Source organism: Halobacillus sp. Cin3 (assembly GCF_947311855.1).
Classification (GTDB): domain Bacteria; phylum Bacillota; class Bacilli; order Bacillales; family Halobacillaceae; genus Halobacillus; species Halobacillus kuroshimensis.
On record NZ_CAMZMV010000002.1, the window covers coordinates 345,562 to 363,261 of the forward strand.

Consider the following 17,700-nt stretch of genomic DNA (forward strand, 5'->3'; position numbering starts at 1 on the left):
CTTTTCGTTACGTTCTTGGTCCACCTGCGACATAGATGACCTGGCCGTTGACAAAAGATGACGCTTCATCCGCAAAAAAAGCTGCGGTATGCGCTATATCCTCCGGCTTACCGCTTCGGCCGACAGGAATCTGAGCCACACTGGCCTGGACAAGCTCATCAAAAGTAATCCCGATCCGGGCGGCCGTTGCTTTTGTCATATCGGTTTCAATAAATCCCGGAGCAACCGCATTGGCAGTCACGCCGTACTTGCCAAGCTCAATCGCCAGTGTCTTTGTGAAGCCCTGCAAACCGGCTTTAGCAGTCGCATAGTTCGCCTGACCACGGTTTCCGAGCGCAGAGGTCGAGGAAATGTTCACGATTCGGCCGTACTTCTGTTCCACCATATACGACTGAACGGCTCTGGCTGCATGAAAGGATCCTTTTAAATGGACATCCATTACGGTATCCCAGTCCTCATCCGTCATTTTGTAGAGCATATTGTCACGGATGACACCAGCGTTGTTAATCAGAATATCGACCGATCCAAACCGCTCGTGGGTCTCCTTTACAGCATTTTCGACTTCTTTGTACTGTGTCACATCCGCTTTTTGGCAGAAGACTTGAAAGCCTTCGTCACGAAATTCTGCCTCCAGTTCCTGAAGCGCTTCCTCATTGACGTCAATGATGGCCACCTTCGCTCCGTTTTCTGCGAAATGGCGGGCTATACCTTTTCCGATACCACGGCTCCCGCCGGTGATAAAAGCTGTCCTGTCTTTAAATCTCTCCCTCATCGTATACCTCCTCCATCAACCAATCTTCACATGGCCTTTTAATAGATTTCTGGATATGATCAACCGTTGAATCTCGTCTGTCCCGTCATAAATCCGCCACAGTCTTGCTTCCCTGTACCACCGTTCAATCGGCAGTTCCCGCGTATAGCCCATGCCGCCGTGAATCTGCAGAACACGGTCGATCACATTGTTGCCCATGTTCGCTCCATACAGTTTGGCCATGGATGCGTAATGCCGGTTATCCTCACCTTGGTCCAACGTAAATGCCGCGTTTAGGACGAGCCATTTCGCTGCTTCCACCTCCACAGCTGAATCCGCAATCTGCCATTGAATCGCCTGCCGCTCCCCAATCGGTTTTCCGAAGGTTTCGCGTTCGTTCGCATAATCGATCGCCATGTTCAGCAGACGCTCGGCTGCACCAACCGCCCGTGCTCCGACGATCCAGCGGGCAAACCCGATCCACTCAAGACCGAGATCATACCCATGATCAATCTCACCGAGGATGTTTTCTTCAGGAACCCGGACATTATCAAAAATGAGGGCTGCCGGACCCCATTCGCCCATCGTATGGATGTACTCTGATTCCCAGCCCATCGAACGATCCGCAATGAAACACGTAACCCCTTTTCGTCCATTCGATTCTTGATGAAGCTCTTTGTTGGTTACCGCAATGACCATTACAAAGTCTGCTTCATTTCCACCGGTGATGAATGTTTTCTCTCCATTGATCACCCAGTCACTGCCATCCTTCACCGCTGTTGTCCGAAGGTTCCTCGTATCCGATCCCGCCCCTGGTTCTGTCATCGCAAAACAGGATTTCTTCTCTCCCTGAATCGTCGGGATTAAGTACGTTTCCTTCTGCTTCTCATTTCCGTAATAAAGGATATTGTCGGCAGAACCGCCAAACTGGAAAGGCACAAACGTTCTTGCGACTTCCATTTGAACGATGGCCAGCATCATCTGCCCTAAATCTGCGCCGCCATAGTCAGCCGGTGTATTGATTCCCCAGAAGCCTGCTTCCTTCGCTTTCTGTTGTAGCTCTTCCATCTTTCCTTCCGGAAGGCTCGGCTTTCCTTCCCGTTCATTCCGAAGCACATCATTTTCCAGAGGTATTAGTTCCTTTTCCACAAATTTACGAATGGTTTTTCTCACCATTTCCTGTTCATCGGTCAAGCGTAAATGCATGTGATCAACCTCTTTCCTCACTGAGAGTTCACATACCTACCGGTGGGTATGTTACTTTTTATATTATTTTAAATTTTCTCAAAATACAACACCTTTCCGAAAATTACTGCAAAAATTATCCATACCTGTTTTTCCTTCTTCCCTGGGAAGTGCAGCTTAGAAAGAAAGCGAGCGAAGAATGTGCTGAAGAATTCAGGGATTTGAACAATAATGGTACTCAGTATGTTATAAATATTCTGAAGGATTTTTTTATAGACAGGAGAAAGATAGTTGTTAGAATATAAGATTTTCGGTAATGATCCAAATAAAGAGTATGTATTTCTCATTCACGGTATCGGGGGAAGTGCAAATATCTTCTTCCCTCAAATCAAAAGTTATCGAAACCATTTCAATGTGGTCGCCGTGCATTTAAGAGGGCACAAAAAATCTCCAAGCGTTCTTGACGTTGAAGATTTTTCATTTAATCGGGCAGCACGAGATGTTGTCGATGTCCTCGATGAGATCGGTATTCGCAAAGCCCATATGGTGGGAATATCACTGGGGGCCGTCGTTGCTCATCAAATCCTTGCCATTGCTCCCAATCGTGTCGAAACGGCTGTCCTTGGCGGAGTGATTACGAAAATCACACCACTGCCTAAACTGCTGCTGCTGATCGGCAGCATGGTAAAAAAGTTCGTGCCGCACATGTGGCTCTATACAATATTCGCTCACATCCTTATGCCACGTAAAAATCATCAAGAATCCAGAAATTCGTTTATTAAAGAGGCGGCCCAAATGAAAAGAAACGAATTCCTCGGCTGGTATGACATCGCTCCGACCGTCAGAGGTACGTTTACAACTGCGGTTGAACCAGCGGCCCATGTTCCGAAACTTTACATGATGGGGGAAGGAGATCATATGTTCATCGATCATGTATGGGAGGATATCGAAGGGCTTCCTAACGCTGACTTTATTGAAGTGAAGGGATCCGGACACGTCGTAAACCTGGATGCTCCCCACACGTTCAACCAATATTCGTTGTCCTTTATGAAGTCTAAAGGGGCTGAGACGGAAACGCCGGATCAAGAGACCGGCAGGAGGCTCCGCTCTTAAAGAACATCACCCCCAACTTTAAAATATAAGATAGAAATACAGCAGAAAGGTGTCATGACACTAAAATGACACCTTTCCAACCTGTCGGAATCGTTCCTTACCAGGAAATTCACAATACCATTGAAGTTTTTTTCTTCAATTATGTACATTGGTTTTTACTCGTTGTTTTGGTAAAACAGACGCATAGGAAAAACATACTTACCGTAGTAGAATGAAATCTGATTCTTTCAAGGCAAGCAGGGAGCATGTAGGTGAAGAGAGAGGGAGAACCCAGCCATAGGCGTTCATTTTCAAACGAGGAGAGAAAATACAGCCCCCGGAATTTAGGTTCTGGGTGACTGTTATAAAGCGGGTAACTATATTGGAAGAATAAGCTGGCTTAAGATAATCATAAGAAGCAGTATGCCGAATCCCAACCAACCAAACCCTCTATTTTTCCCATCGGAAAAGGATGCTTCCTTTAACTCTTTCCAACTTGGATAGAAAAACCTGATAACCTGGACGACTATGATGCCAAGCATGACGCAGGCAACCGCCAATACTTTCATATAAAAATGCCCTCCCTCCTTTTCCATATCCTTACTTCCCCCCCTTGAAACCAGTAGCCTCTTATCGCTGTCACGTTTGTATAAAAATCAGCAGGAGCATGGACCTTCCAGATAACAGGAATGTCCGAACCTCCCCTTCCATAGATTTAGAGAGAAGAAGGGAGGTAATTTCAATAATTGAGTGGAGTGTTAGCATTGCAGCGGTCGGGTTTATTTGTCTCGTCATCTTTTTAATCTTCACATTACGAAAACTCATGGCCACACTGACTGAAACCAAAGAGACGCTGTCTGACGCTCGAAAATCAGTCAACAGCATTACAGATGAAGCTGAAGAACTGATCCACGAAGCCAACAAAATTTCAGCTGATGTAAAAGGAAAAATGGAAGCCGTTGATCCCTTAATTGATTCCGTTCACGATATGGGCGATATGATACACGATGTAACAAGTTCAATAAAACGAACGGCTCTGCAAAAGGAAGACAGGAAAACAAATGATTCAAAGGATAAACAAAAGAGCAAACCGGTACAAATTAAATTGAAATAAGTAAAACGAAATCGCTGCTTATACGTCTATAGATACCATAAAAAGTCAAATGGAAGCAGTACCACCTGCTTCTCATCGCCGGTGTTTGGATTTTCCAAAGAAAACAGGAAGACCAAGTTCAACCATATGAATAAAACCACGCCAAATCGGCGTGGTTTTTTGATTACGATTTTCCAAATTCTTTTTCAAGCGAATCCAGGATCTCTTCCAGACTTTTATCTATACTCGCTTCGACAGCAGCAAGATAAGCCCCTTCCAGTATCGGGTGGGCGACAAGTTTGATTTGATCGGACTCTGTGACTTCGATGGCCATCTCAGCATTCATCCGTGCACTGCCGAGGTCATAAAAAACGATGGTGCTTTCAGCTTTTTCTGTGACCTTCTCCAAAGCGGTCTGGATCTTTTCAAAGCTTGTGCCAAGCTCTCCCTCATCCGTGCCTCCTGCGGCTTCGATTGGAAGATCACCGACAACCTGATGAATAAGATCTTTTACACCCTCCGCCACCTTCTCACTATGCGAAACTAGTAGAATTCCTACAGCCATCAGCCTTCCTCCTTCAGCGCCTCAGCAAGGCTCACAAATAAGTAATAGGAAGAAACGGCACCAGGATCCAAATGTCCTTTGGAACGCTCTTTCAAGTAGGAGGCTCTCCCTTTTGTAGCGGTTAGATCTTTCGTCGCTTCCATGGCCTTCTGAGCGGTTTCTTCTACAATCGCTGCATCAAATCCGCTGCTCTTCACTTCCTCAAGAACAGGAACCCACACATCGAGCATCGTTTTTTCTCCGGTTTCCGCTTTTCCCCGCTGTTTGATTCCGTCAATCGCGGCTTCAAACATTTCCGCAAAAACATCCCCTTTGATGTCTTTTCCTTTAGCGGCCATGGACATTTTCAATAAGGCTGTCCCATATAACGGGCCCGAAGCTCCGCCAACCTTGGACATCACCGTCATAGCGGCCTTTTTCAACACGTCTGCTGATGTCTCAAACGTTTCTGCCTTTACTGCCTTGGCAGCTTCAGCGAATCCTCTTGCCATATTGATTCCGTGATCACCGTCACCAATCTTCCTGTCCAGGGATGTTAAGTAGTCTTTTTGATCCTGGAGATGCTGATTGTAGTGTGTGATCCATGCTGCCGTTTGATTGACATTCATCTGAAACACTCCTTTATATACGGAAAGCCGGTGCTTGACTTGGGGCATCCAGCAGTTCTTTCAATTGATCGTCCACTTTCAGAATCGTAATCGAACATCCGGCCATTTCAAGAGACGTCATATATTCTCCTACGAACGTATGAGAAACGGTGACACTCTTCTCGGCCAGCAGTTCATGCACTTTACGGTTCACGATGTAAAGTTCCATTGCCGGTGTCGCTCCCATGCCGTTCACCATGACGGCGACTTCGTCGTTTTCGTTCAATTCGAGTTCAGGAAGAATGCGCTCGACCATCTCGGATGTGATCTCGTCTGCGGATACGAGAGGCTTTTTCTCTATGCCCGGTTCGCCGTGGATTCCGATTCCCATTTCGATTTCCTTATCGCCGAGTTCGAAGCTTTCTTCCCCTGAAGACGGCATGATACATGGACTTAGTGCGACACCCATCGTGCGTACGTGTTGAACCACTTTTTCTGCCGTCTGTTTCACTTTTTCAAGTGATGCTCCCGTCTCAGCCATTGCGCCTGCCAATTTATGAACGAAAACCGTTCCTGCCACTCCACGCCGGCCTGTAGTAAAAGAACTGTCTTCTACGGCAACATCGTCATTAACAACGACTTGATCCACTTGAATCCCTTCTGCTTCGGCGAGTTCAGCAGCCATTTCAAAATTCATCACATCACCGGTGTAGTTTTTAATAACAAGGAGCACGCCTTTTCCGCTGTCTACAGCTTTGATCGCTTCGAAGACCTGGTCAGGGGTGGGCGATGTAAAAACTTCACCGGAGACAGCTGCATCCAGCATGCCTTCCCCGACATACCCGGCGTGGGCCGGCTCATGTCCGCTTCCGCCTCCACTGACAATACCGACTTTCCCGGAAACGGGCGCATTTTTCCTCGCAACAACAGTTGTATTCTCCACCCTTTTCACAGAAGAAGAATGAGCAGCGACAAATCCATCAAGCATTTCTGTAATCACAAGATTTGGATCGTTGATTAATTTTTTCATCGATTTTCCCCTCGCTTTATAAGAATGGGCACCTCTGACAATCAGAGGTACCCTTCATTTGATTACTTGAATTTACGAGTCGCTTCTACAGCTTTCTTCCATCCGCTGTAAAGCTCCTCCTGTTCATCTGCATCCATCTGACCTGTAAAGGTACGGTCGTTTTCAGAATGCTGCTTGATCTCTTCTTTGTCTTTCCAGTAGCCAACAGCCAGACCTGCCAGGAAGGCAGCACCAAGAGCGGTCGTTTCCTGGACGATTGGACGCTCAACCGGTACACCAAGGATGTCACTTTGGAACTGCATCAGGAAGTCATTCTTCACAGCTCCACCATCGACACGCAGAGATTTCAAATCAATGCCGGAGTCAGCAATCATCGCATCCAGAACATCTTTCGTCTGATAAGCGAGAGACTCAAGTGTGGCACGGATGAAGTGGGCTTTTGTCGTTCCACGTGTCAATCCGAACATGGCACCACGGGCATCACTATCCCAGTAAGGTGTTCCAAGACCAACGAAGGCGGGTACAAGATAAACACCGTCGGAAGATTCTACAGACGTTGCGTACCCTTCGGATTCCGGAGCGCTTTCAATCATTTTCAGGCCGTCACGAAGCCACTGAATCGCAGATCCGGCAACGAAAATACTTCCTTCAAGCGCGTATTCCACCTTACCATCAAGGCCCCAGGCAAGCGTTGTCAAAAGACCGTGCTCAGAAGCAACGCCTTCTTCACCTGTATTCATCAACATGAAGCAGCCCGTACCGTAAGTATTTTTGGCCATGCCTTTTTCAAAGCAGGCTTGTCCGAATAATGCTGCCTGCTGATCTCCAGCTATACCGGCAATTGGAACCTCGTGACCGAAGAAGTGATAATCAACCGTCTGCGCATACACTTCGGAAGAAGGCTTCACTTCCGGCAGCATGGATTTTGGTACTCCAAGGATGTCCAGCAGTTCGTCGTCCCACTGCAGGTCATAAATGTTGTACATCAATGTACGGGAAGCGTTGGAATAATCGGTAATATGCGTTTTTCCACCGGAAAGCTTATAAACAAGCCATGTGTCGATCGTCCCGAACATAAGATCGCCGTTTTCCGCTTTTTCTTTTGCTCCGTCGACATGATCAAGAATCCACTTCACTTTCGTTCCAGAGAAGTACGGGTCAAGCAGAAGACCCGTTTTACTGCGGAACAGCTCATTATGACCGGCTGCACGAAGCTCTTTACAGATGCCTTCGGTCTGACGGGACTGCCAGACAACCGCATGATAGATCGGCTTCCCGGTATTCCGGTCCCACACCACTGCCGTTTCACGCTGGTTGGTAATGCCGATTCCGGCAATCTGTGACGGCTCAACATCCGCTTTTCTCAAAACATCCGCGATACAGGCGAGGACAGATGTCCAGATTTCATTCGCATCATGCTCTACCCAGCCCGGCTTCGGAAAGAATTGTTCAAATTCCTTCTGTCCCGTTTCGACGATATTTCCCGCTTTGTTAAAAAGAATGGCTCTTGAGCTTGTTGTTCCCTGATCAATGGATAAGATATACTGTTCTGACATTCAAACCCTCTCCTTTTCGTTTCAGCTGATTTTTTCTTCTACTTGATTACCTAATGTCTTCCCCTTTTTAATCTCTGCATTAGCTGCTCCAATCAGGATGACCGCCATCACGACAGACATCAGCCAGAAGCCCGCAGAGAAATCAGACATAAACATGGCCCGGTAGAATAGTGCACCATAGATACCGCCTAAAATCGGTCCGACAACCGGTATCCAGGAGTAACCCCAGTCTGATCCGCCTTTTCCAGGAATCGGAAGCAGTGCATGGGCAATACGGGGGCCAAGGTCACGGGCAGGGTTGATCGCATACCCTGTCGCTCCACCAAGCGACATACCGATCGCGATGATCAACGCACCTACAATCAGTGGATTCAATCCTTCTGTAAATTCGTTGGCGCCGATAAATAAAAGACCCATAATAAGGACAAATGTTCCAATAATTTCACTTACAAGGTTGGAAAAAGGACTGCGTACGGCTGGATCAGTAGCAAACACCGCCAGTTTAGCTCCCTGATCTTTCGTTTCTCTCCAGTGCGGCAGGTAGTTCAGGAATACGACAGCCGCCCCGATCATAGCTCCGATCATTTGAGCAGAAACATAAAGGGGAACCTTCGTCCAAGGAAACTCACCAATCACTGCGAAGCTGATCGTTACAGCCGGGTTGATGTGAGCCCCTGTAAAGCTGCCGACGGCGTAAACGCCCATCGTAACAGCCAGACCCCAGGCAATGGTTATGACGACCCAGCCTGACCCTTCTGCTTTTGTATTTTTAAGAACGACCCCTCCAACAACACCGCCACCAAAGATGATCAGAATCATCGTTCCAATCAGTTCAGCTAAGAATTCGGACATGTTGTTCACCTCTTCTTTCTCAATTTTCAAGGGGCATGTGTCCAAAAAAAGACCCGCACTAAGGTGCATACGAATGAGGCTGTATGCAAAATAGTGTGGGTCTCCATATCTCCGCCACATGCTTAACTTGTTACTAATACTATAGCGCTTTCTGAAAACGCTGTCAACATATATTCACAAAAAACAACATAGATTGATAGGATTTTGGTCGGAGGAATCAGGAACATTGTACTACAATTTTTACCATGGAAATATAATGAATGTAATGCCGGTACAGAGGGTGCTTCCGCATAGTTAGAAACTACGTGATTTCGGTACCTTCCGCCCCTTTCCTTTCCGCGTAGGAACGTCCAGGCACCTCAGGAAAACCATACGAAGGTATCTTGGCCGTTCGTTTTAATAAAGAGGAAAACGAGTTATGCGGTTCCGAATCTGAAAAAATTCCCTTTTTTTACGTATGTTCAAACAGAGGAGCTCTCTCTCTTTGGCTGGGCACGTGGAGCGTTCGGTGGTGACGCCTGCGGGAACAACAAGAGCTGAAGATCCACTGATAAGCACAACGTGACCATTCACGCGCAGCATAAGCAGAACTACGGGACCACAAGTCGTTTTTTACTATTTAAAGAACCCTCCAGTATGGAGGGTTCTTCCCAAGCAGCTTATTTGGTGACTTTGTTCTGTAGATCTTCCTTCGCTTCTGGTCCAACAGCAGCATCGCCGCCGAGAACAGTTACAGAAGAGATATCATGGGTATACACATACTTCGTTAAGTACGCATCCACTTCTTTCGGAAGATCATCAGGCTGAACGAGCAGGAGCATACCATCTTTACCTGTTACAAGCGGTGCAGATGCAAGAGCATCTGGATAATTACGTCCGCTTGCAGCAAATAGGTTCGTTGCATTCGGCTCGAACTCTTCCAAAATGCTGACGAGCGTGCCATAACGGTTCGCACCGGACAGGCGCTCCACAGAAACGGCAACTTCTTTCGCCTGGTCAGCGACCTCATCAGAGATGACGCCTGTTCCACCAACCACATAAACGTCTTCGTTTTCAAGAACAGCCAGAGCTTCTTCGGATAGATCCTTGCCGTTTGTCAATACAATCGGCATGCCCTCGGCACCTGCGATGGAAGCGGCACTCAACGCATCCGCATAGTTTTTACCTGTCGCAAGGAATACACCATTTCCTTCAAAACCAAAGTCGTTCTGCAGTTTTTCTACGATCTCAAGGTTTGTGCTGTAACGGGTATCACCGGAAACACGCTCAATTTGATCAGAGGCAATGCTGATCGTATTCAACTGAGCGAAGACATCAGGAGAAACGACACCCTCTCCACCGACAAGATAGACGTTTTCAGCACCAAGGCGCTCAATTTCTTTCAGTGCTTCCTTGCTCAGCTTCCCATCTCTGTTTACTGGGATGACCGGCGCTTCTGCAGCAGAAGCCATTGGTCCAGCAGACAAGGCATCCGGGAAGTTATAAGCCGTCGTTACTACAACGGTATCCGCACCACCATCCGGGTAAAGGTCCTGGGAAATTTCAAGCGCTGTACCTTCACGCGTTTTACCGGAAAGGACATTGACGACGTCCGCATCCGTTGTAACTGGTACTAAGTCCAGCACTTCATCTGTATCGGCATCCACCATGTACAGACCAGCGTAGCCTTTGATCGGCTGTTCTGGAGTCGTGATGGAAAGAGGAACGTCTACGGTTTCACCGACGCCAAGTTTAGTAGCTTTGGCATCTGTTGTAACAGAACCTTCGCCTTTTTCATCAGAATCATAGGATAGAAGCTTCTCCTCAGTCATGTTCAGCGTGTAATCGACGGAAGCTGAACCCGTACCGAAGTAATCCACCGCAATCTGATAGTTTCCATCAGGAAGACCTGTTACAGTGAAAGCTTCATCATTGGAGCTGGAGGCACTGGATGCGACTTCATCTCCATCTTCGTTGAATAGGAACAGATCCAGATCAACCGGCTCAGCTGGAGCCACATCTACGCTCAAGGAGACATTATTCTTGATTTCAACATCAATCAAATCTCCATCGTTCGGAATTTCGTCGACTTCCTGAGTGACTGTTCCTTCGATGGTTTTGTTAATAGGGCCGCTGAAGCCTATCGTTTCAAACTTCACGTTTGCCGCTTCTTTCATGTAGTTGGTAAAGGATACTTCTTTTTCGAAGGTTTCAGATGATCCGACTTTACCAAGATCGATGCTGCCCGGCTCACTGACAATATCCTGGGCGACAGCATCTAAGGTGTACTTGTTCATTTCTTTACCTTCTTGAGGAGCAATCGTTCCATAAACATGAACTTCCCATATGCCGGCCTTCGGAGATGGAACAACAACATCTTCGACATCAATGCCGTCGTAGCCGGCATATCCGACAAAATCATTCACCTGTGTGCCATCTGGATTAAACACAAGCATACGGACACGGCCTTGGAACTCTCCGCTTTCCTTCAGAGCGTTCAAGGAGAAGCGTAGTTCACTAACACCGGAATCAACGTCGAAGGTGTAGCCTTTTGTCTGGGAAGACTGCACATCGTCTGTCGTTCTGAAGCGGTGTTTGTTTTCTTTCGTGAACTCATAGCCGGTGATGATCGTCTGGGCACTTCTGGCTTCGACATAAGGTGTAGAAGCATCATCAATGATTAAGTTCCCTGCGTTCACACCTGTTTCAAGCTTGGATGCATCATACTCGACATCGATATACTCATATTCGCCTGCACCGAGTTTGACTTCATCAACCGATGGTGTAAACCAGTCATGGGAGGCGGAAATACCAAGAGTCTTGGCTTGATCAGAAGTGTTTTCAATCAACACTTCCACGGTTTCTGGAATGTCCTTGTTACGCACATACAATCCAGGTCCGCCGGAAATTTTCTCACCGTGGAAGACGGTTACATCGACATTTTCCACTTCATTGACAAAATTATCTCTCATGTACTCGTAGGCAGCTGGAACATTGATCAGCCCCTGACCTTCCTGAGCACGGTTGTAACCGTCCAGTTTATCCGCTGTCTGCACGAGTGCTTCGCGGGCCAGTTCATAATCAAATGGCAGACGGTCTTTTTCTGCAGCTGATTTCAGCAATGCTACAGCCCCGGCTACATGCGGCGCGGACATACTCGTTCCTTGGAGGACATCATATGCATGGCCTTCCGGGAACTGGTGGACAGGCTGAGCTGCATACGCAGAACCAGGCGCTACGATATCCGGCTTCTGGTCTCCGGCTTCATTCGGTCCTACAGAGGAGAAGTACCAGAGGCCATCCCCTTTAAGCGGATTACCGTCTTCATCTTTACCGTAAGGGTAGGCACCGTATTCCTTCGCCCACATCTGCTCATCAATATGTGCACCAACAGAAATGACGCTGGCTACGTCCCCAGGTGAACCGACCGTATCAATTCCTGGTCCGCTGTTCCCTGCAGATGTAACAAAAACGATATCGTATTGATCGCTGAGCAGTGTCATCAACTCGCCGTAACTTCCGCCGCCATCATTCAAGTCCGGCAGAGAGCCAAGGCTTAAGTTGGCAACATCGACACCGTATCCACCTTTAGATTCAGGCAGGGCAGCGTCTATCATCGCGCGTTGAATACTCCACGTATAAGCTCCGCCTTCTTCTTTGAACACACGAAGACCGACAAGCTCAGCTTCCGGAGCTACACCTTCACCGGCTATCGCTCCTGTAGCGTTGGATTTCAGAGGCCCATTAGCTGCAGAAATTCCGGCAACGTGGGAACCGTGACCGTTGAAGTCTGTAAACAAGTTGACCTTCTTCACAGCATCGAATTCCTGAGTTTCATTGTTTAATAGTTTTTGCTCTTCCAAATTGTTCACACGGAAGTTGGCACCGGCTACATCATCCGTAGGGTCGATATCAAAAGTACCCGTTTCGCCTTCTTTGTAGGCCGTCTCATCTGTAAAATCAAAATCAAAGTCTGTATCTACGTAAACCTTGTCACCTGCAAGAAGGACTGGGAACCAGTCACCGAATGCCTCTCCAGACTCACCATCGCCGTTAAGGTCGGCCTTGGCTTCGAACCAGGTTTCTCCGTAATACAACTTGTCATCGGAAGAGTCGATCCCCTCGGTTTTGAAAATGCCTTCGTAGATCGTGTCCCCTTCTTCAAACTCATCAAAGAATGGTACATCCCCTTCCGCCAGATAATTGGCGTTCTGACCCGTATATTCCTTGTAGCTGGAATAACGCTCCTCAGCGGCGTAAGGACGGTCTATGAATTCATTGGAAATCGTATAGTCTCTGACGTCTGTAATGTGGGAATCCCCATATTTTCTCGTTTCCTCAAATACTTCCTCAGAAGTTTCATCTGCATCTTCATCAACTTCCGGAAGATTTGTGAAAGATTCGTGTCCTGGGTCTGGACCAGAGTCGATGATTCCAATACGGACACCTTCACCGCTGAATTTATCGTGGAAACCATCAACGCCTGTAGATGGATGGGTCTCCAGCTGATCCGGGTCAACAACTGCATCTTTATCCACCTGGTCCTGGCCGTCCGTATTCAATTCATCAGGATTGACCGGTGCAAGTTCAAGCTCCTGGTTCTCCCCAACCGTACGAACCGAATCAAGCTTTACGATATCCAGAATTTTATTGGTCGGAACTTCAGCCAGATAGCCATAGTTTTTATGGTTCTGGATGACCTTGACACCCAGCTTCTCCAACTGTTTTGTCGCATCCGTTTTCCCGTCACCGATAATGACCAGTTCTTGTTTTGATTCTGAGCTGTTAGCGAGGGAAACGACTTCATCATAATTCATTAACGTATTAAAAGACTTCGCCGCTTTTGTTTCTGCCTGAACTCCTGTTGTTCCATATGTACCAATCCCTGCAAACGAAGACGCCACAATAGCCGCACTGGCTAACACCGATAATGCCTTCTTCTTCACATTCTTTTTATTTTTCTCAGCCACCAAAGTAAATGACCTCCCTATGATATTGGTCCAACAATGAGAATTTCTATGCCTCCTTTTTTTTCATAAATATTTCAAAATATTACAAATTAGATTGTACGTTATCCTCCGAATATCGTCAATGAATATTCGCTCAATTTAGAATATTTGAGACAAATAAAAAACCCGGTGATTTCACCGGGTTCAGCCATTCTTCCTATGAAAAATCATGCACATGAACGAGAAGTGTTAAATAAGGTGCGAAATGAATAGAGGCGTGGTTCCCTCTTCTTTTTGAAAACCAAGTTTTCCATAAAACTCCACCACGTCCGGATAGGCGATCAGCACCTTCGTCTGGTATGTTTTGTATCGATCCAGCATGTGGTCCATCATGACTTTCCCAATACCTCTGCCCTGGTACTCCGGGTCGATCAGCATGTAATGAAAATATACGGTCAATACGCCATCAGACAACGCATTCACTAAACCAATCAACCGTCTGCCGTCCCAAGCTGTCATCACGGAATGTGATCCTTGAATAGCTTGTAGCAGTTCATCAGGATAGCTGCCTGAATCCCACTCCACAGAGTGAAATAACGTCTGTAGATCATCCCGGGTGATGTCCCCTGTCGTTGAAGCATAGGAAATTGCCATACAAAACCTCCTTTCCTTAGGATTTCTGAATCCCCTCTCGCACCTTTGTCCTATGAAAGACTCTGCAGGAGAAGTATATTTCTCCATAGAGAAAACCGACTTTCTTCCTATTATAAATTACCGGTAAAAAATATCATCTATTTCCCACGCATGCTCTGGAGGTACAGGCTGGGTTCCTCCAATCAAGTAATAACTGGAACGCTCATCGAACCGCCGGATGCTTTCAGCTGTTACAGGTGCATACCTTTCGTTCGTCAAAATAACCGGGCTTTCCGTTTTCACGGCCAGAGGAGCAGCTGCCATCGCGTCCGGGAAGTTCTGTCCAGTTGTAAAATAGAGCGTACCGGCAGAAGGAGAGCCAAAGGTCTGATGCATCGCCTTATTCGTCTCATATCGGTTTTTCCCTGAAACCCTTAGTGGATTGGCATCGGGAAGCGCTGTAGCGACCTTTTCAGAAATTGGCTGGGTTCCTCCGACAATATAATTCTTGGTAATGCCTTCTTCTTCCATATATGCTTGGACAGCTTCTGGAATTTCACCCTGCTTCACATATAAAATCGGATACTGCTTTACTCCGCTGTACGCCGATGCCGATAAAGCATCAGGGAATTCCTGACCTGAAACAACGAATCCTTTATTTGTATCGTAAGGAATGGATTCGTTCACAGCTACAGCGGTCTCATACCTGTCCGCTCCCTTAATCCTGTGGACATCATAGCCGGATCTTTTAACATCGTCCGCCACTCCAGAAGGAACCGCCACTTCTCCTCCGATAATGATGACGTCGGTCGCGTCCAGCCGCTTCAATTCATCTTTAATCGACTGGGAGAGTTCACTCCGGCGTTCTAACAGAACAGGGCTGTCTAGATAAGAAGCAAGCGGTGATGCAGCCAGACTATCAGGAAAATCCTTTCCTGTAGCCAAAATCACGAATTTCCCTTGTTCTTTTTTTCCGTCAATGGTCAACGTCTCTTCCTGTAGAGCGTCCCATCCTTTTTCAGAAATGGCTGTCGACGTTTCAACGGATGTGGCTCCGGATATCCGCTGGTAATCCCGAACCTGGTCAAGCGTTTTCTCGGCGTCAATCATCCCCTCTCCCAGTTCATACGTACTGGAAACAGGTTCTGCTGCATTCACAATCAACCGCTGCACCTGCCCCGCCTTTAAAAAAGGGGCGTGGTTTTCAACTAATGCAGCAAGGCCACTCACATGACCGGAGGACATGCTTGTTCCTCCCATGCTCATATACCCATTTTCCAGGTAGGTACTAAAAAGGCCTGTTCCCGGAGTGATGACATCAACTTCAGGGCCATAATTGGAAAAAGAAGCTTTTTCTTTTTCTCCCAGGTCATAACTTCCGACAGAAATTACCGGATCCAAAGCAGCCGGGTACAAGGCTTTTTCCCGATCATCATTCCCAGCGGCAGCAACGACGAGGACGCCTTCCTGTTCAGCAAATTCAACAGCATCGGCCAGTGCTGTCCGGTATACATACGTTCCAAGGCTTAAGTTGATAATATCTACGCCCTGTTCTACCGCATAATCAATACCTTCAATCACGTCGGACAAATTCCCGGACTTAGCCTCCATCACTTTTACGGGCATCATCTGCACATCTCCCGTGGATAAGGATGAAACGCCGAGATTATTATTTGTAACCGCACCAATCAAACCGGCGACATGAGTTCCATGCCCAAAGGTATCTTCCGGTTTCTCTGATGGTTCGAGAATATTTGTCCCCTCGACTAATCTCCCTTGCAGGTCTGGATGCTTGAGACTCACTCCGGAATCAATGACCGCAACAACGGGATCCTTTCCTCTAACCTTTTCATAAGCCGACCAGGCTTCTTCGCCATTCATAGCATCAAAAGTCTCTTTCTGATTAAGATAATAAGGGTCGTCGGGGATTTCCCCCTGGGCATACACTTTTACATCTGTTTCGATGTATTCCACCTCAGGATCCTTCGACAGTTCCTTTTGTTTCTGAGCAACTTGTTCTTTATCAACTGGTACTACATCCACCGGGAAAGACTTTTCCACTGACTGTGAGGTGACGTTTTCTTTGTATTTTACGATCAGGTGAACCTGTTCTCCCTCCTCAGCATGGATCGCTGGAATCATTAAACTGAACATCACAAAGAAGGCTGCAGCAGCAATTATCGATCGTACGAAGTTCCCGTTCATATATGTACTCCTTTTTATGTAGTAGAGGATACGGGACTGGTTTTAGTCCGATGCCCGGATCCTCTTTTTAGTTTACATGGGGCTGCAGGTTTTTTAAATATTGACTTTATACCCGGCCTGATTGACCCTGACGTTTATTAAGCATAAAGAAAACGCTGGACCTGAGGCATCCAGCGCTTACGATTGAAATGGGAAGATCCCAAGTGTCTTTTTCGTTTTCATCCGTTCCGGTGGGTCTGTATAAACCATCTCTCCATCCAGGAGCACATGCGCGTTCTCCATAAACTGGTACATCACATCAGATCCAAAAGTTTTTTGAATCTTATCATAGGCCTGCCTTAAGAAAGAGCCTTTTTTCTTATCATCCACAGCATGGGAAGCAACCACATGCGCCAGGTTATGACGGATCATCTGCAGCGCGAGCTTTTGGGATGGTTTTCCCTGTTTATTCGCTAAGCTAGCCGCTGAAATCTGAGTAACGGCACCATTTTTCACAAATTGGTACAACAGATCCGGCTGCTGCTGGAACACCTGATTCTGTTCTGGGTGCACGATGACAGGAATAAACCCTTCCATCTGCATATCATACAGGACCTGCTTGGCATAATGTGGGATGTCCTTGTTAGAGAACACCACGTAAATGTATGGGGTCTTCTCATTCATCGGTATAATGTAACCATTTTTAAGATCATCGACAAGTTCACCGTAGATCTTCACTTCATGTCCTGGAAGGATTTTCACCTCAATGCCTTGTTCAAACAGTTCCCTGTTTAACTCTTCACATTGGTTTTTCACTTCTCTTGGATTCCGCTCAGGTTGAAACCGCGGAGCGGCTACAATGGTTTCCACACCCTGTTCAGCAGCTTTTTGTGCCATCGCCAGGCTCCCCTGCATCGACTCAGGCCCCTCTCCTGTTCCAGGAAGGATTTTGCAGTTCAAATCAATCATACCTCTCACCTCTCTGCGTTTTATAGAAAAATCATTCTTTAAAGGAAACAAGTGGATAAAAAATAAAAGAAGCTGGAGGCTTCCACGAACGTTCATTATTGAGAACTATATCCAGTATAATACAGACGCCCGCCTAGAATAAAGGGTGATTTTCCTTTATTTTTAACGTCATTCTCCATCTATTATGAATATCCACCACCATAGGGGTCTATATCTCTATATTACTTAATATATCTTCCATTTTTGTTTGATTGCAGAAGTTATATCATTTCCAT

Annotated in this window: 14 protein-coding genes; 2 read left to right on the forward strand and 12 right to left on the reverse strand. The window is 46.8% G+C overall.

Annotation, left to right across the window (positions count from 1 at the left end; genetic code table 11):
- Positions 1 to 7: 7 nt before the first annotated feature.
- Together fabG and QMA39_RS09875 are read right to left on the reverse strand one after the other, a co-directional pair.
- Complete coding sequence (fabG, locus tag QMA39_RS09870) at positions 8 to 772, reverse strand: 3-oxoacyl-ACP reductase FabG (protein ID WP_281658584.1); 765 nt, start codon at positions 770 to 772, stop codon at positions 8 to 10.
- A 15-nt stretch (positions 773 to 787) separates the two neighbouring features.
- The gene (locus tag QMA39_RS09875; RefSeq protein ID WP_027954953.1) at positions 788 to 1,957 is read right to left on the reverse strand and encodes an acyl-CoA dehydrogenase family protein; all 1,170 of its coding nucleotides are present in this window, start codon (positions 1,955 to 1,957) and stop codon (positions 788 to 790) included.
- Between the two features lie 270 nt (positions 1,958 to 2,227).
- On the opposite strand from QMA39_RS09875, the gene QMA39_RS09880 reads away from it, so the two are divergent.
- Positions 2,228 to 3,049, forward strand: a complete 822-nt coding sequence (locus tag QMA39_RS09880; RefSeq protein ID WP_281658585.1) for an alpha/beta hydrolase — start codon at positions 2,228 to 2,230, stop codon at positions 3,047 to 3,049.
- A gap of 356 nt (positions 3,050 to 3,405) precedes the next feature.
- Here QMA39_RS09880 and QMA39_RS09885 read toward each other — a convergent pair whose 3' ends face one another.
- A complete protein-coding gene (locus QMA39_RS09885) occupies positions 3,406 to 3,597 on the reverse strand; it encodes a hypothetical protein (RefSeq protein ID WP_281658586.1) in 192 nt (63 codons plus the stop codon).
- 98 nt (positions 3,598 to 3,695) lie between these two features.
- Between QMA39_RS09885 and QMA39_RS09890 the strand changes: the two genes are divergently transcribed.
- Positions 3,696 to 4,142 carry a DUF948 domain-containing protein gene (locus QMA39_RS09890; RefSeq protein WP_281658587.1) on the forward strand — a complete coding sequence of 149 codons (447 nt, stop codon included), beginning with the start codon at positions 3,696 to 3,698 and terminating at the stop codon, positions 4,140 to 4,142.
- 163 nt (positions 4,143 to 4,305) lie between these two features.
- Here QMA39_RS09890 and dhaM read toward each other — a convergent pair whose 3' ends face one another.
- The 9 genes from dhaM to QMA39_RS09935 all read right to left on the reverse strand — a co-directional run bounded on the left by dhaM (position 4,306) and on the right by QMA39_RS09935 (position 17,425).
- Positions 4,306 to 4,686 (reverse strand): dihydroxyacetone kinase phosphoryl donor subunit DhaM, encoded by a 381-nt coding sequence (dhaM, locus tag QMA39_RS09895; RefSeq protein WP_348646601.1) that lies wholly within the window; start codon positions 4,684 to 4,686, stop codon positions 4,306 to 4,308.
- A complete protein-coding gene (gene dhaL, locus QMA39_RS09900; protein ID WP_281658588.1) occupies positions 4,686 to 5,294 on the reverse strand; it encodes a dihydroxyacetone kinase subunit DhaL in 609 nt (202 codons plus the stop codon). Before dhaL ends, dhaM begins: the two co-directional genes overlap by 1 nt.
- 13 nt (positions 5,295 to 5,307) lie before the next feature.
- Positions 5,308 to 6,303, reverse strand: coding sequence for a dihydroxyacetone kinase subunit DhaK (gene dhaK, locus QMA39_RS09905; protein ID WP_281658589.1), 996 nt, complete (start codon positions 6,301 to 6,303; stop codon positions 5,308 to 5,310).
- A 62-nt stretch (positions 6,304 to 6,365) separates the two neighbouring features.
- Positions 6,366 to 7,859: a glycerol kinase GlpK gene (gene glpK, locus QMA39_RS09910; protein ID WP_027954947.1), complete on the reverse strand. Its 1,494-nt coding sequence runs from the start codon at positions 7,857 to 7,859 to the stop codon at positions 6,366 to 6,368.
- Between the two features lie 21 nt (positions 7,860 to 7,880).
- Positions 7,881 to 8,831, reverse strand: coding sequence for an MIP/aquaporin family protein (locus QMA39_RS09915; protein ID WP_348646602.1), 951 nt, complete (start codon positions 8,829 to 8,831; stop codon positions 7,881 to 7,883).
- A gap of 539 nt (positions 8,832 to 9,370) precedes the next feature.
- On the reverse strand, positions 9,371 to 13,660 hold the full coding sequence (locus QMA39_RS09920) for a cell wall-binding repeat-containing protein (RefSeq protein ID WP_281658590.1): 4,290 nt from the start codon (positions 13,658 to 13,660) through the stop codon (positions 9,371 to 9,373).
- A 228-nt stretch (positions 13,661 to 13,888) separates the two neighbouring features.
- Complete coding sequence (locus QMA39_RS09925) at positions 13,889 to 14,293, reverse strand: GNAT family N-acetyltransferase (RefSeq protein ID WP_281658591.1); 405 nt, start codon at positions 14,291 to 14,293, stop codon at positions 13,889 to 13,891.
- Positions 14,294 to 14,410: 117 nt separating this feature from the next.
- The gene (locus QMA39_RS09930; protein ID WP_281658592.1) at positions 14,411 to 16,477 is read right to left on the reverse strand and encodes a S8 family serine peptidase; all 2,067 of its coding nucleotides are present in this window, start codon (positions 16,475 to 16,477) and stop codon (positions 14,411 to 14,413) included.
- A 177-nt stretch (positions 16,478 to 16,654) separates the two neighbouring features.
- Positions 16,655 to 17,425, reverse strand: a complete 771-nt coding sequence (locus QMA39_RS09935) for a CpsB/CapC family capsule biosynthesis tyrosine phosphatase (protein ID WP_281658593.1) — start codon at positions 17,423 to 17,425, stop codon at positions 16,655 to 16,657.
- Between the last annotated feature and the right edge of the window lie 275 nt (positions 17,426 to 17,700).